This is a genomic window from Dyadobacter sp. CY312 (assembly GCF_021390535.1).
Classification (GTDB): Bacteria; Bacteroidota; Bacteroidia; order Cytophagales; family Spirosomataceae; genus Dyadobacter.
This window is the reverse complement of sequence record NZ_JAJUXG010000005.1, coordinates 343,177-356,931: the sequence shown is the minus strand read 5'-3', so window position 1 is coordinate 356,931 and position 13,755 is coordinate 343,177. Positions and strand designations below refer to the sequence as shown.

Sequence of the window (13,755 nt, the reverse complement as noted above, 5' to 3'; positions counted from 1 at the left end):
ATACGCACCTATAAAAGAGAAAACCGTTACAAGAATAACCTTGCAACGGCTTAATTGTAATAACTTAACGAATCTTAAATCCGTATCGCTATTTTAGGACTAGTCAATTCACCAGTTGATTGGTTGTAACCCATGCTGTTCTAGATACGCATTGGCTTTGCTAAAATGGTGATTGCCAAACCACCCGCCCGAATTTGCTGACATCGGAGAAGGGTGTTTTGATTTTAAGACAAAGTGCTTTTTCGCATCGATCACCGCTCCCTTGTCCTGTGCGTATTTACCCCACAAAAGAAAAACAACATCCTTTTTCTCGTTGGAGATACACTTGATCACCGCGTCGGTAAACTTCTCCCAGCCTTTGTTTTGGTGCGAGCCTGCCGAAGCTGCCTGAACGGTCAGCGTAGCATTGAGCAACAAAACACCCTGAGACGCCCAGCGTTCCAGATTTCCTGTCGGCGGGAAAGGTTTACCCAGGTCATTCTGAATCTCCTTGAAAATATTAAGCAATGACGGTGGCATTCTGATTCCGTCATTTACTGAAAAGCAAAGTCCATTGGCCTGTCCAGCTCCGTGATATGGATCTTGCCCCAGGATAACAACACGGCAATTATCAAAACTGCAATGGTTAAAAGCGTTGAAGATCTGCTTTGCCGGCGGATAAATCTGTTTATTGCTATATTCTTCCTTCACAAACGATACCAGTTCCTGAAAGTAAGGTTTCTCAAATTCGGGTGCGAGCCTCTCCTTCCACGACTCCTCTATTTTCACTTCCATGATCCAATGTTTAATTTAAAACCAAATTAATATGTTTTTTGATTTGGTTTTATCACCAATTGATGACTATTTTCGTTTAGTATGTGTATTTCAAGTAAAATTGATGATACCTTAACCCCGCAATACTAACAAACGCCCTCAGCATCTATGGTTTCGAAAGTAACAGATGGTGTAAAAGTCACCGTATTGACAGAATACCAACCGGATTATTCAAACCCTGGTCAGGAGCACTATGTGTTTACTTACAAGATTCTGATTGAAAATCACAGCGAACATACCGTTAAATTGTTACGTCGTCACTGGCTCATCTACGACTCAAACGGAACCGTACGCGAAGTGGAAGGAGAAGGTGTGGTTGGTTTACAACCTCTGCTGGAACCTGGCGACGTACACGATTACGTTTCCGGATGCAACCTCCGAACCGATATTGGAAAAATGGCGGGAACCTATCTGATGGAACGCATCATCGACGGCAAACAATTCAGAGTCATTATTCCAGCGTTTGCACTCGTGGTTCCTTACCGGCTAAACTAAGTCCGCGGCAGGACAATCGAGCTATACTAATTTGCCATTAACATAACAAAATTTGGTTTCCGCATACATTAAATACCTGCTTCGTTCCGGTAACGAGCACGCTATACATTCTCCATTTTTATTCGAATTATATACCAAGGTCATTTCGGGTGTCAAGGATGACAACCCTGATTACATCGATTTAAAGGCACTTCGCAAGGAACTGTTGGCCAGTCAGCGTGAAATAGAAATACTTGATTTGGGTGCAGGTTCCCGGGTGAACAAATCCAATGTCCGCAAAATCCGTACGATCGCTAAAAATGCTGAAAAGCCGGAGAAATTCGGCAAGCTGTTTTACAGGCTCATCAAGCGACTTCAACCTAAAAATATCATTGAACTGGGGACATCCTTAGGTCTTACCACCTTGTATATGTCCAGGGCTAAAAAGGATGCGAGCATCATTTCTTTTGAAGGATGCCCTCAAACAGCGCAGATTGCCAGGGAAAATTTTGATAAAACCGGGGCAAAAAACATTGAAATCGTAGTCGGAAATATTGACGATACGCTTCCGGCTCGATTAGAAGGCTTGTCTGACGGAATCGATTATGCTTATTTTGACGCCAATCACCGTTATGAACCAACAGTTCGCTATTTTGAACAATGTTTGCCGTACGCTACCAATGACACATTGTTTATATTCGACGACATTTATTGGTCCGATGAAATGACACAGGCTTGGGAATACATCAAAGCGCATCCACAGGTTACTATCACAGTAGATCTCTTCTGGATCGGGCTGGTGTTTTTTAGAAAAGAACAGGTTAAAGAAAATTTCACACTTCGTTTCTGATAACTATGAATAGCGCAACTGTCCTGAAAAATCTGCTGGTCAGAAATGTTATTTCAGAAGAGCAATCCAAACTGATCGAATCATTTCTTGCATCAAGAACATTTTCAGTTTTCAACGAGTTACGTTTCATTCTCTATGGTGGCATTCTGCTGCTAACATCAGGGCTTGGTGTTATCATTTACGAGAACATTGATACCATCGGACATCAGGTTATTATTGCGTTTATCGCTCTTGTGAGTGCTTCCTGTTTCTTTCATGCCTTTAAAAACCGGCTTCCTTTTAGCTGGGAAAAAACCACGGGATCGAATAAGCTGGCTGGTTACAGCCTGCTCCTTGGCTGTGTAACATTTTTAATATTAGAAGGTTATCTGCAATATCAATACCAGCTCTTTGGCTCGAAGTATGGATTTGCTGTGATCATACCTACTGTTCTATTTTTCTTTTGTAGTTACCGTTTCGATCATACTGGTGTGCTCTCTATGGGAATTACCGGGCTTGCATCCTGGCTCGGACTGACCATTGCGCCGTTATCCCTACTTTCAGGAAATGATTTTACAGATCAGTCATTACTTGTATCCGCAATCATTCTGGGATGCTGTATGGTCGTTTTTAGCAAAGTGTCAGAAACGAGAGACATCAAAAAACACTTTGCTTTTACATATCTTTTTCTGGGTGGAAATCTGGCAGCTGTCACTTCGGTAACAGGGTTATTAAATCACGATTTCAAGATTGTTTACTTCATCGTAAGTGCTATGCTTACGGTCTATTTTATAATTCAGGCTCGTAATAATCAGTGGGCACTATTTCTGCTCATGGGTGTGATATATGGCTACATCGCTTTGTCCTATTCCCTCTTTAAAATAGCGCCGGATTTTGTTCCAGAAATTTTTGCACTGTGGTATTTCCTGTTTTCAAGTATGGGTGTATTGTGGTTTTTACTGAATTTTAAGAAACTTCTCGGGATCAAAAAATGAAAAAGCCCTACAATGAAATTTGGATAGAAAACCTGCAAGTACAACGAATCTGTGAAGGCTGGCTAAGTAAAAAGCTGATCACACCTCAGCAGAACGACCTGGCTAAAATCGCTTTTCCGCAAGATTTCTATTTACCTGGCATTTTTGTGCGAATTGGTCTATTCATTTTTGCGATGATGGGCTGTTCATTTTTTACAGGATTCATCTCTCTGTTTTTTATTAAAAGCAACAGTAATACATTCATTCCGGTTAGTTTGCTTTCAGCCATCGTTTTTTCTTTTACTTAGAATTTCTGATCAAAGACCGAAAATTATTTCACTCCGGAATCGACAATGCATTGCTCTACTCAGCTGTGACATCTCTGCTTATTCCTATTGTAATTTTCTTCGAAGACAGACTGGAAGTATGGCAGTATTGTATCATCGGTTTATTGATCATTGGAGTAGCAACATACCGCTATGCAGACGTACTGCTTGCAGGATGCAGCTATGCAATACTTTTTACACTGTTAGGAAATTTAATGTTCAAATTTTCACTTGGGAAAGCGCTGCTGCCTTTTGCCGTAATGACACTGGCCTTGGTCATTTATTTTATTTCAAAGAAAATTCGCAGTAGCTATTACCATTCGTGCAGCAAGTTGATTCAGATCCTGGCCCTGCTCACTTTCTACCTTGGAGGCAATTATTATGTAGTCAGAGAAGCCAATGCCGTATTAAATAACTTCTCTGCTTCTGTTTCACCTCAAATAGCCTACGCTGGATTGTTCTACTTCTTTACGGCATTCATTCCACTTGCTTATATCTTTTTCGGACTTAAATCCAAGAGCAGGATTTTACTTGTGACCGGACTGGTGTCCCTTGCTTTCAGCTTTTTCACAGTACAGTATTACACCGGTTACCTGACCATCCCCCAGGCTCTGAGTGTTGCCGGCCTGATCATGATCCTTTTGAGCTCTGGGATGATTCATTTTCTTAAAAAACCTGTTTTTGGCATTTCCGATAACCAGGAAAACGACAACGGCAGACTTCTGCAAATTCAAACTTTACTAGCGGCTGAATATTTGGGGGCGCCCCCACAGCAACAAGATGGTTTCGATTTTGGTGGTGGAGGAGAGTTTAGCGGTGGCGGAGCCGGGAGTACTTATTAGTAAAACTGCCATCCGAATTTCAGAACCATAAGCTTACTAAATGAAAAGCCATTTCCACTCAACAGATCACCATAAAAGCTCAGTAAAAGATTGAACCTAAACATAATAAGCTTATATTTCACTCCGAAATAAAGGGCTAAATGTAATACTAAACACTTTTCTTAGAACAAATATTATCTATATGCACTCAAAATTCTACAAAATACTTCTCTTCTCCAATGTTGCCATAGTATTAACGCTGGTATTCCAGTTGACTGCAATTACTTCCCGTGCTGAACGTATTTATTCTGTCGTTTTTAATAAGCTACCGCAGGATTATCAGCTTTACCCCAGAAATGCCAACAACGAAGCCAACGTCCCCGTATCTGGCTATATTGAGCTTGCAGGTTACAACTACATGTCCGTTCAAGTGTTTCGGAATGAAGTTCCTGTGAAATATCTGAGGGCAGATATTAAGTACGACAGCAAAGGCATTGGTTCCTTTTCGACTTCCGCTATTATTAAGGCTGAATTGGCTCAATACAGCTTCAAAGTTTATGCTTGTAAAACGGCTGATTCAGTGCTGATGACACACCGGAAAAACATTGTGAGTGGTGATGTCTATCTCCTAACAGGTCAGTCCAACTCCACGGGCTTTTTTACAGAATCGGAAACGAGTGAATATTGCAGATCATTCGGAAAGATCACGGATAATTTAAACACAGCTGCCTACAACCCGGCAGACACGCTGTGGGCATTATCAAATCAGCAAAATACTGGTGCATCTGTCGGCACGATGGGGCTTAAACTGCAAAAACAACTGGTGGCAAAATCCGGCATTCCCAATTGTTTAATCAACGGCGGATTCCACTGGTCATCCGCTTTTGCACACGCCCAGCGAACAGAAAGTAATCCTGCTGATCTTAATAATGGATATGGAAGAATGCTTTATCGTGTACAAAAAGCAGGACTGAAAGACGCAGTAAAGGCTTTCATTTTCAGACAGGGCGAAACGGAGGCCTATCATGAAGGAGCAGACTGGGAGGGCAATTTTGATAAACTACGTAAAAATCTGCATCTCGACCTTCCTAATTTAAAAATGCTTTATGTCTTCCAGATTGATATTATTTACTATCCCTCTCTGACAGGGACAGCCCTTCGCGATTACCAAAGGAGACTACCCGAGATATACCCGGATGTGAAATCACTGGCGACAGTTGGCACGGTTGGATTTGACGGATTACATTATGATAAAAACGGCAACAAACAGGGAGGATCTGAGCTGGCCCGACTTGTAGAAAGGGACTTTTATCAGCTTAAAGATACGCTGAACATTAATTCGCCAGCCGTAAGAAAAGCATTTTATAGTAATGATGAGAGAAAACAGTTGATCATTACTTTTGACGAAGGGCAACAACTGATTTATCCGGAAAAGTACAAACCGGATTATTCTTCGGTAACACTGGATATGAAAGACTTTTTCTATCTGAACCACAATTCAGGATAGGTGCTGTCAGGTAAAGCAGATGAAAACAGAATCGTATTGGAGCTCAACGGGACTCAGAATGCATCTTCACTAAATTATCTTCCAAATTACATCGAAAATGTGGCGCCGTATTTCAGGTATACCGGTCCTTACATCACCAACAAGCTTGGTATGCGTGCATTTTCCTTTTATAACTTCCCAATCGGGGTTGCTCTCAAAACGCCTGTACTTGAAGCCAAAACGGCAACAGCAGGAATTGTAAATCTGAGCTGGACTGACATCACAGGTGCAACCGCTTATGTTTTGGAACGTAAATCATCTACGGCAGCTCCTTATGAATATTTGGGAACTGTACCGGCAACTATCAGAACTTTTGAGGATAAATCTTTACCTAACGCACCTAAAATATACTATCGGGTTAAAGCAGTCAGTGCCAACGCAGAATCTCTGGTATATGGATACGCCGAATCCGACTTTCAGGTCGTCCTGGGTACTGCTGCTGAGAATACAACATTGTTTTCGGTCTACCCCAACCCTGTCGTTGGTAATGAAGATGTAAAAGTACGCTTCAAAAAACCCGTAACAGGTACGATCTCGCTTCTTGATCAGACAGGAAAAGTTTTAAAACAGCAACAGGTTCGTCAGCAGCAAGAAGTAAACATCACGCACGGTACACTTCCAACGTCCATTTACTTGCTACATTTCAAATCCGGTGATGCCCAGCATGTGAGTAAATTGCTAATTAAATGACGTAAAGTGATGGGTTCTGTCGGCTAAGGTTTTTTGCGATAGCTTAAATATTAGAAAATTTTAACGCATTTTGCCGACCTTTATCACCTCATTCGTTGTAGGCAAATTTCATTTCATGCATTCTTTTAAACTATTCCTGGAAATAACCGGCGGGATTATCGTTCTGTTTTCTGTTATTCCTCTTGTGAAAAATGACTATTGGGTATTCAGAGTCTTCGAGTATCCGCGCCTTCAAAAGCTATTTTTAAATCTGGTTATATTCATCGTCTATACCTTTTATTTTGGAAATAGCACTGGTTATGAGATTTTTATCATCCTGCTTATCGCTGCGAACTCTGCTTATCTAATTTACCAGATATTTCCATTCACCTTTTTCGCGAAGAAGGTTTTACTTAATCAGACCAAGACGGATAAGCCAAATCAAGTCAGCATCATCTCCTCCAATGTTTATCAAGACAACAAAAACAGCTCCGGCTGTATGTCGATTATTTCGAAATATGACCCTGATCTGGTACTGCTTTTAGAAACGGACCAGTTTTGGTTCAAGGGGACCGAAAAGTTAAAGGAAAAGTACCCACACAGTGTGTTGGTTCCGCTGGAAAATACTTATGGTATGTTACTCTACTCAAAGTTGGAACTGATCGATCCGCAGGTCAGATACCTGGTTGATGAAGATATCCCGTCAATTAAAACGGCGGTTAAATTAACTTCGGGGCAGAACATTCAGCTTTATTGCGTGCACCCTACACCGCCAGTGCCCGGTGAAAACCTCTACTCGACAGAGCGGGATAAAGAATTGCTTTTAATTGCAAAGGAAGTGAAGGAAAATCCTGCCCCATCCATTGTTGTGGGAGATCTGAACGACGTCGCATGGTCATACACCACAAACCTGTTTACAAAAATAAGCGGCATGCTCGATCCCCGTATCGGGCGTGGCTTCTATAACACCTTTCACGCAAAATACCCGTTTCTCCGTTTTCCCTTAGACCATGTTTTTTGCTCTACTGACTTTAAGCTGGTAAAAATGCTAAGGCTTGAAAACTTTTCCTCAGATCATTTCCCGATCTATATCTCCCTCCAATATGAAGCACTGGCGGATTTACAACAGAAGGAACCCGAGCCGGACAGCGAGGAAATTGCCGAAGCAGAAGAAAAAATCAATAAGGAGACAGATTAGACTTATCCGGCGCATTACACCGGCTGCTCTTTTTCCCTGAACCATGCCTTGATTGAACGCTTCGGTTTGATAAAATTCATTTCCCGGCTGCATGCAACAGTTAATATCTGACCAACGTAAAGGTAGTTGATGTTCGAATTCCTTTCAGACTAAAAACTACAATGACACCATCAATCAGATTCTCTAAAAACAGTCGGACTCTGCGTCTGTGCAGGCTTACGCTATACTATTCATTCGCTCTCGCAACTTCTCTCTTCCTGGGCTCCTGTTCCAAAGACAGCGATGACGTTGCGGCGGAAGGAGAAGCAAACGCAATTTCCATCGACAGCACAACAGTTTCCAGTGCAGCAGCAGAGGGCAACACCGGAACCGCAGCCAATGCAGATGACTTGCTGGCAAACTCAGTTTTTTCATCCATCGTCACCATCAATTTTGGCTCAACTGTAACAGTCACCAATCCGCTGGCTGCCGCAGGTGTAACCATCACCGAAAACAATGGAGACGTCACGGTGAACTCTGCTGCGGCAGAAGTTGAATACGTACTTTCTGGTACCACGGCCAATGGATCCGTCAAGATTTATAGCGATAAGAAATTTAAGCTGACTCTGAATGGAGCCAATATTACCAGTAATGACGGCCCGGCTATCAACATTCAATCTGGTAAAAGGGTGTTCTTGGTGTTAGCAGACAATACCACAAATACGCTTGCCGACGGTGCAGGCTATACTGCCAGCGGTACGGAGGACATGAAAGCAACTCTTTTTAGCGAAGGACAACTGATAATTTCGGGAAATGGCAGCCTGAATCTGAAAGGAAACTACAAACATGCGATTTGTAGCGACGAGTATATTCGTTTCATCAGTGGGAATGTCACGGTTACAAGTGCTGTATCCGACGGCATTCATACCAATGACGCTTTCATTTCAGATGGCGGGACTGTTAACATCACGGCTTCCGGAGATGGTATCCAGTGCGAGGAGGGCTATATCGTGATCAATAAGGGAGCCTTTAACATCAAGGTTGCAGATAAGGGAATTTGTGCAACTTACGATACCGACGCAACCATTGATCCATACGTTACAATAAATGGCGGTACAATTGACATCACATCCAGTGCGGGTGAAGGTATTGAGTCCAAGAGTGTACTGACGATAAACAACGGTACCATCGTAGCCAAAACAGCGGATGACGGTCTGAACGCCGGGACGTTCATTTACATCAATGGAGGCACCACTTACGCTTACAGTTCTTCTAATGACGGAATCGATTCCAACGGAAAAATTACTGTAACGGGAGGAAAAACGGTTTCCGTTGGTTCAACTTCGCCGGAAGAAGGTTTCGATTGCGACAACAATACTTTCAAAATAACAGGTGGATTTATCGTAGGAGTCGGTGGCGCTACCAGTTTGCCAACTGCCAATGTTAGCACGCAACCATCCGTTGTTCTGGGCGGTGGAACGTCCGGTCAGCTCATTCATATCCAGTCGGCCGAAGGTGCGGAAGTACTTACCTTTCTGATTCCAAGAACCTACACAACCATGTTATTTTCCAATCCGAAATTGAAAACCGGGCAGAGCTATAAGATCTACAATGGAGGGAGTGTAACGGACGGATCCAGCTTGAACGGATTGTATACCAGCGGAAAATATAACCCCGGAACGCTTTCAGCAACAACCTTTACCACAACCTCCATGGTTACCAGATCAGGCGGAAGCACAGGGCCTGGTGGAAGGTAGAATAGCGATTTTGGATAAAATGTAAAAAGTGAGATGTGAAATGGAAAATCCACACACATCTCACTTTTTTGTATTCTTCTGTTTTTCGTTCAGACCGAAAAAAAACGTTCAGACCAGACTATTCATTTTTTCGTTCAGACCGCTAAAAAGCGTTCAGACCGAAAAAATTATCGGATATCATTAAACTTTCCCTGATTCAGGTCTCCCGTCTCATATCCTTTCTTGAACCAATACATGCGTTGCTGAGAGCTCCCGTGTGTGAAGGCGTCAGGAACAACGTATCCCTGCGACTGCTTTTGAAGCTTATCATCTCCAATGGCGTTGGCAGCCGTAAGCGCCGCTTCTAGGTCTCCGGGTTCAAGTATGTTTTGCATCTTGTTAGCCCGGTTAGCCCAAACACCAGCCAGGAAGTCAGCCTGCAATTCTAATTTAACTGAAAGCTTGTTATATTCTGCTTCGCTCAATCTTCTGCGCTGCTGTTGTACCTGCTCCGATACGCCCATCAGGTTTTGTACGTGATGTCCCACTTCGTGGGCAACAACATAGGCTACCGCAAAGTCACCAGGTGCTCTGAATTTATCACGCAGTTCGTCGCAAAATGAAAGGTCTATATAAACCTTGGCATCGGCCGGGCAATAAAAAGGACCCATGGCAGAAGAAGCACTTCCACAGGCACCCTGTGTTGCATTTTCGAATATCTGCAATGTCGGATGCTGGTATTGCGCATCATTTTCCGCATAAATCTGGTCCCATACATCCTCAGTACTTCCCAGGACAGCCTTGATAAAATCGGCTGTTTTATCATCAGGCAAAGGCCCTGCGGCCCTCGGGCCAGTTTGCTCAACCGCCTGACTGTTTTGTAAGTTTTCCATGATCTGTCCCGGATCCTGCCCTGTAAGCAGCCCAAGAACCACCACGATAACCACGCCAATTCCGCCAATGGCGACTTTACCGCCACCAGACATCCCCCGACGATCTTCTACGTTTCCACTTCTGCGTAAATCCTGCCAACGCATAAATTCAAATGTTTTTAGTTGTTAAATGATAATGACTGCGATATTACAAAAATGGTGCCGTTTATTCACCAAATGCAGTATTGCGAAATCCGGTCATTTTCGTTTTCCACTAAATTCAGAATTCAATCTGTCCACGAATCTCACCTCCGGGATTGTTTTTGGTGTGGATGTTAAAATAATACATCCCGGCCAAAAGTTGAGCCTCATCAATTTTGGATCCATCTACAAGCACTTCGCTTGAAAAAGTCCCTGATGCCGTTTTAGGAAAAGCGCTGAAAAAATCATATTTGATTCCTGCATTAGCTCCTCTTGCTGCCGGTCCATGAATATGTGCGCCAGTCGGGATATCCGAAATATTTTGCCACGTCATGGTGAAGGTTAGCATGTGCGTAACCTTATTGTAATACACATCCGCTGAACCAGAACCCGTACTGTTTTTCGCTGGTACTTCCTGATCCGCCGATATTGGCAAAGCGATTCTTTTTACCACATCTTCCGGTGTGTGGTCTTTGCTGCAACCCAAGACAACCAATACCATTAAAAATGGTGCAATGCGTTTCATAAAAGTGTTCATAAATTGGTTTTTTTAAGTGAGAAATGTATTAATGATGATTTCTTTAAAGGTACATATTAATTTTAAATATTTAATATACAGATAATTACATAAAATTCAACCAGTACGCTATTGGCTTTAACCAGCGTTATACTTATTTTACGGTAAATCATCAATCCTTAAATATTTTGAAATATCTCAGCCTTATACTGTTGCTCTCGTTTTCACACCTCGCCTACTGCCAACAAAGCACGCTTCCACTTGACGAGCTCAAACAGGCAACTTACACGGATAAATCGGCTCCACAGAAATCCCGGGCAGCGCTTTATAAATCTGCTCAGACCTGGGTTACAAGAACTTTTGGAAATTTTGAGAATGCCGTCACCAGCCAGGATCCGCAAGCTGGCACACTGGTGATCAATACCTACACGCCGGTGTCAACATCGTTGTATGATTACATCCGTTTCGATATGACGATCATCTGTAATGATAATCAGTATGAAGCGCGCATCAATAAGCTCGACGGCACCGCACAGCATCGTACCCCGGCGCGACTTGGCTCCACAGAAAACGATCTGGTGGCGGAAAAAGAAATGGCTGTTAAAACGGAAAGCAACCGAAAAAAACGCGCGGAAGCGGAGCTTGCACTTGAACGCGCCAAAGCGGACAACCAAAACATTAACAATGCGATGTACAAACTCCTGGCAAGTCTGAAAGAATATATGGTTCAGTCGGAGAACTAGCATTTTGTGAGAAGTGAAATGAAGGCACGGTACTTTTCACTTCTCACCCGGGTTTTACTTCAGTTTCTCTGCCAGATACAAATAAGGCCTCGGTAAATGGTGCTGCCAGATGTTGGGATTTGCAGGGTCATTGCTGAATAGTTTGTAATACTCCTCATCAGCATTAAGCGGGATGGTATTCCCCGTTCTTACGTAGTAGTTGCTGTTGTAATATTGAGGCGTTACAAAATCCGGAAATTGCTTTTTGACGGTTTGCGAAACCATTTTTCCCAGATATTTCTGATAGTTCTTCCTGGCTTTGTAGCTCGGCTTACTCATCTGATCGTAAACGTGGCGCAACGCAATGTTTTTGGGAAATTTAAGTTTTTTGATCTGAGCCTTTGCTCCATGAAACGGATTCACTGCCGTGAAATCATCCACCGTCTGCACCGTGAAAGGAACATCGGGTACCCAGTCCGCAGTATTTACAACGTTATACGCCCAACCTCCTCTGGTCATATTCTCATAATCGTAAGCATAAAAGAGATTACCTGGTTTTGGTCCGGCACTGCAATAGGTTTTGAAGCGAATATCTGCGGGTAATTTTCCCTGTACTTTCAGATTTTCAAGATAACTGTTTAATAAAAAAACAATCCCCCCACCCTGGCTGTGACCCGTCAGGATAAATTCTTTCATACCTGTCTTATAACAGGAATCGATTTTGGCGACAATGTCTCCCGATAAATTCGCCATAGATACCAACCAGCCGACATGCACGGCGGCGTTAGGATTATTAGACAAATTATAATCGAAACTGACATCCTTTGTTAACTGCAAACTCCCCTTCGCAGGCACCATGGCGGCGTACAAATTGGCCAGAAAACTTGGTCCGGTCTGCACACTGCCCCGCACAGCTATTACGCCGACCGACTTATTTTTTTTCCAGAGATCCCACAAATTATCAAAACCAACAACCGGAGAGCGATAAACCAATTTGCACTGTTCAGGATCTGGTGTTCCCAGCGTATCACTCCATTTTGCAACATCAATGTGCACGCGGTGATTCACTTTGAGAAGTTCGATGTATTCCGCCTTATCGAATCCCGGTTTAAGAGCCTGCGCGTTTGTGATAACGGGAAAAAGGGTGGTCGTGACCAGGAGGAGAAGTCGGGTGAATGTCATAAACGTGAGATATGAGTATGTGTAAATATATCGAAATCGATCATTATTTCAGTTTTTTCCACTTCTTCTCAATCATGCGGGCGATCACCTGATACCCTTTGTCGGATGGATGCAGACCATCGTATGTCATATTTATCGACTCCACCGGATATGGATATGCGTCCTTTTCAGCATCGAAAGGTATTGAAGTATATTCCGGATATGTATAATTTTTGTACTCGCCGGTAGCGGCATCTTTCAATCTTTTAAAATTGACCATATTTTCAAGATTCATTCCACTGTCGTGGTACAGATCCACCACAGGGAACTTATCCCTCCGACCAATCTCGACAATCGCGTCTGCAAATTGTTCCAGCCCCTGATCTTTTTTGGGTTTGTAAGAGCCGAAAGCATTGTTTTTGGCATTATTGATGTACACAAAATCTCCGCGCTGCATAGGCGTGATAAGAATTATCTTCGCCTTTTTGTTAAGCGTTTTCAGCTTGCCGGTGATGATCCTAAATGCTCCGTAAACCGTTCCGGAACCGGTATTGTTTTCATAGTCTGAGTATGTACCCAGCGTCTTACCCTGCCACCAGTCATTGGTTCCCAGAAATACTGTATAAACATCCGCTTTTTCGAGTCCCAGCGTTTCAATTTTGTCAGCAATGTTCACTGAGGTCCAACCATTGTACCCCTTATTTATGTATGTCACATGCGGAAATTTCTCTGTGATCAGCGTCATATATCCTTTTGTGACCCTGTTACCTGTTTCATTCTGGTGATCGTTGAGATAAGTAATAGAATCACCGATCGCAACCCAGGTGATTTTTCGGGGAGCGAAGGCAGAATAAATAAGGATACAAATAGATAGTAGCAGGAGTTTTTTCATAAAAGTGAATTGACAGGTCCGGAAT

General features: G+C 42.9%; 15 protein-coding genes. 10 read left to right on the top strand and 5 right to left on the bottom strand.

Annotation, left to right across the window (positions count from 1 at the left end):
- Nucleotides 1-108: 108 nt before the first annotated feature.
- Nucleotides 109-774 (bottom strand): uracil-DNA glycosylase, encoded by a 666-nt coding sequence (gene ung / locus LZG71_RS09125; protein ID WP_233819261.1) that lies wholly within the window; start codon nucleotides 772-774, stop codon nucleotides 109-111.
- Nucleotides 775-921: 147 nt separating this feature from the next.
- On the opposite strand from ung, the gene apaG reads away from it, so the two are divergent.
- From apaG to LZG71_RS09080, 9 genes are all read left to right on the top strand, one after another.
- Nucleotides 922-1,308, top strand: coding sequence for a Co2+/Mg2+ efflux protein ApaG (gene apaG / locus LZG71_RS09120; RefSeq protein WP_233819259.1), 387 nt, complete (start codon nucleotides 922-924; stop codon nucleotides 1,306-1,308).
- A 52-nt stretch (nucleotides 1,309-1,360) separates the two neighbouring features.
- Complete coding sequence (locus LZG71_RS09115; protein ID WP_233819257.1) at nucleotides 1,361-2,137, top strand: O-methyltransferase; 777 nt, start codon at nucleotides 1,361-1,363, stop codon at nucleotides 2,135-2,137.
- Nucleotides 2,138-2,142: 5 nt separating this feature from the next.
- Complete coding sequence (locus LZG71_RS09110; protein WP_233819256.1) at nucleotides 2,143-3,111, top strand: DUF2157 domain-containing protein; 969 nt, start codon at nucleotides 2,143-2,145, stop codon at nucleotides 3,109-3,111.
- Nucleotides 3,108-3,398: a hypothetical protein gene (locus LZG71_RS09105; protein ID WP_233819254.1), complete on the top strand. Its 291-nt coding sequence runs from the start codon at nucleotides 3,108-3,110 to the stop codon at nucleotides 3,396-3,398. The genes LZG71_RS09110 and LZG71_RS09105 overlap by 4 nt, the downstream gene beginning before the upstream one ends.
- Before the next feature lie 50 nt (nucleotides 3,399-3,448).
- Nucleotides 3,449-4,258, top strand: a complete 810-nt coding sequence (locus LZG71_RS09100; protein ID WP_233819252.1) for a hypothetical protein — start codon at nucleotides 3,449-3,451, stop codon at nucleotides 4,256-4,258.
- A gap of 181 nt (nucleotides 4,259-4,439) precedes the next feature.
- Entirely contained in the window at nucleotides 4,440-5,744 is a 1,305-nt protein-coding gene (locus LZG71_RS09095) for a sialate O-acetylesterase (RefSeq protein ID WP_233819250.1), read from the top strand.
- The gene (locus tag LZG71_RS09090) at nucleotides 5,745-6,473 is read left to right on the top strand and encodes a T9SS type A sorting domain-containing protein (protein WP_233819248.1); all 729 of its coding nucleotides are present in this window, start codon (nucleotides 5,745-5,747) and stop codon (nucleotides 6,471-6,473) included.
- A gap of 115 nt (nucleotides 6,474-6,588) precedes the next feature.
- Nucleotides 6,589-7,650, top strand: a complete 1,062-nt coding sequence (locus tag LZG71_RS09085; RefSeq protein WP_233819246.1) for an endonuclease/exonuclease/phosphatase family protein — start codon at nucleotides 6,589-6,591, stop codon at nucleotides 7,648-7,650.
- 161 nt (nucleotides 7,651-7,811) lie between these two features.
- Nucleotides 7,812-9,386: a carbohydrate-binding domain-containing protein gene (locus LZG71_RS09080; protein ID WP_233819243.1), complete on the top strand. Its 1,575-nt coding sequence runs from the start codon at nucleotides 7,812-7,814 to the stop codon at nucleotides 9,384-9,386.
- A 167-nt stretch (nucleotides 9,387-9,553) separates the two neighbouring features.
- Here LZG71_RS09080 and LZG71_RS09075 read toward each other — a convergent pair whose 3' ends face one another.
- Nucleotides 9,554-10,402 carry a neutral zinc metallopeptidase gene (locus tag LZG71_RS09075; RefSeq protein ID WP_233819241.1) on the bottom strand — a complete coding sequence of 283 codons (849 nt, stop codon included), beginning with the start codon at nucleotides 10,400-10,402 and terminating at the stop codon, nucleotides 9,554-9,556.
- 115 nt (nucleotides 10,403-10,517) lie between these two features.
- The gene (locus LZG71_RS09070; protein ID WP_233819239.1) at nucleotides 10,518-10,976 is read right to left on the bottom strand and encodes a CHRD domain-containing protein; all 459 of its coding nucleotides are present in this window, start codon (nucleotides 10,974-10,976) and stop codon (nucleotides 10,518-10,520) included.
- Between the two features lie 167 nt (nucleotides 10,977-11,143).
- On the opposite strand from LZG71_RS09070, the gene LZG71_RS09065 reads away from it, so the two are divergent.
- Nucleotides 11,144-11,698 (top strand): DUF4468 domain-containing protein, encoded by a 555-nt coding sequence (locus tag LZG71_RS09065; protein WP_233819237.1) that lies wholly within the window; start codon nucleotides 11,144-11,146, stop codon nucleotides 11,696-11,698.
- Between the two features lie 54 nt (nucleotides 11,699-11,752).
- Here the strand turns inward: LZG71_RS09065 and LZG71_RS09060 are convergent, their stop codons facing one another.
- Together LZG71_RS09060 and LZG71_RS09055 are read right to left on the bottom strand one after the other, a co-directional pair.
- Nucleotides 11,753-12,859 (bottom strand): lipase family protein, encoded by a 1,107-nt coding sequence (locus LZG71_RS09060; protein ID WP_233819235.1) that lies wholly within the window; start codon nucleotides 12,857-12,859, stop codon nucleotides 11,753-11,755.
- A gap of 43 nt (nucleotides 12,860-12,902) precedes the next feature.
- Complete coding sequence (locus LZG71_RS09055) at nucleotides 12,903-13,730, bottom strand: SGNH/GDSL hydrolase family protein (RefSeq protein ID WP_233819233.1); 828 nt, start codon at nucleotides 13,728-13,730, stop codon at nucleotides 12,903-12,905.
- Nucleotides 13,731-13,755: the final 25 nt, after the last annotated feature.

What these genes read in the sequence shown, in the direction of transcription:
- ung (WP_233819261.1), bottom strand. Translation starts at nt 774, where the DNA reads ATGGAAGTGAAAATAGAGGAGTCGTGGAAGGAGAGGCTCGCACCCGAA.
- LZG71_RS09095 (WP_233819250.1), top strand. Translation starts at nt 4,440, where the DNA reads ATGCACTCAAAATTCTACAAAATACTTCTCTTCTCCAATGTTGCCATA.
- LZG71_RS09075 (WP_233819241.1), bottom strand. Translation starts at nt 10,402, where the DNA reads ATGCGTTGGCAGGATTTACGCAGAAGTGGAAACGTAGAAGATCGTCGG.
- LZG71_RS09070 (WP_233819239.1), bottom strand. Translation starts at nt 10,976, where the DNA reads ATGAACACTTTTATGAAACGCATTGCACCATTTTTAATGGTATTGGTT.
- LZG71_RS09085 (WP_233819246.1), top strand. Translation starts at nt 6,589, where the DNA reads ATGCATTCTTTTAAACTATTCCTGGAAATAACCGGCGGGATTATCGTT.
- apaG (WP_233819259.1), top strand. Translation starts at nt 922, where the DNA reads ATGGTTTCGAAAGTAACAGATGGTGTAAAAGTCACCGTATTGACAGAA.
- LZG71_RS09055 (WP_233819233.1), bottom strand. Translation starts at nt 13,730, where the DNA reads ATGAAAAAACTCCTGCTACTATCTATTTGTATCCTTATTTATTCTGCC.
- LZG71_RS09060 (WP_233819235.1), bottom strand. Translation starts at nt 12,859, where the DNA reads ATGACATTCACCCGACTTCTCCTCCTGGTCACGACCACCCTTTTTCCC.
- LZG71_RS09110 (WP_233819256.1), top strand. Translation starts at nt 2,143, where the DNA reads ATGAATAGCGCAACTGTCCTGAAAAATCTGCTGGTCAGAAATGTTATT.
- LZG71_RS09080 (WP_233819243.1), top strand. Translation starts at nt 7,812, where the DNA reads ATGACACCATCAATCAGATTCTCTAAAAACAGTCGGACTCTGCGTCTG.
- LZG71_RS09105 (WP_233819254.1), top strand. Translation starts at nt 3,108, where the DNA reads ATGAAAAAGCCCTACAATGAAATTTGGATAGAAAACCTGCAAGTACAA.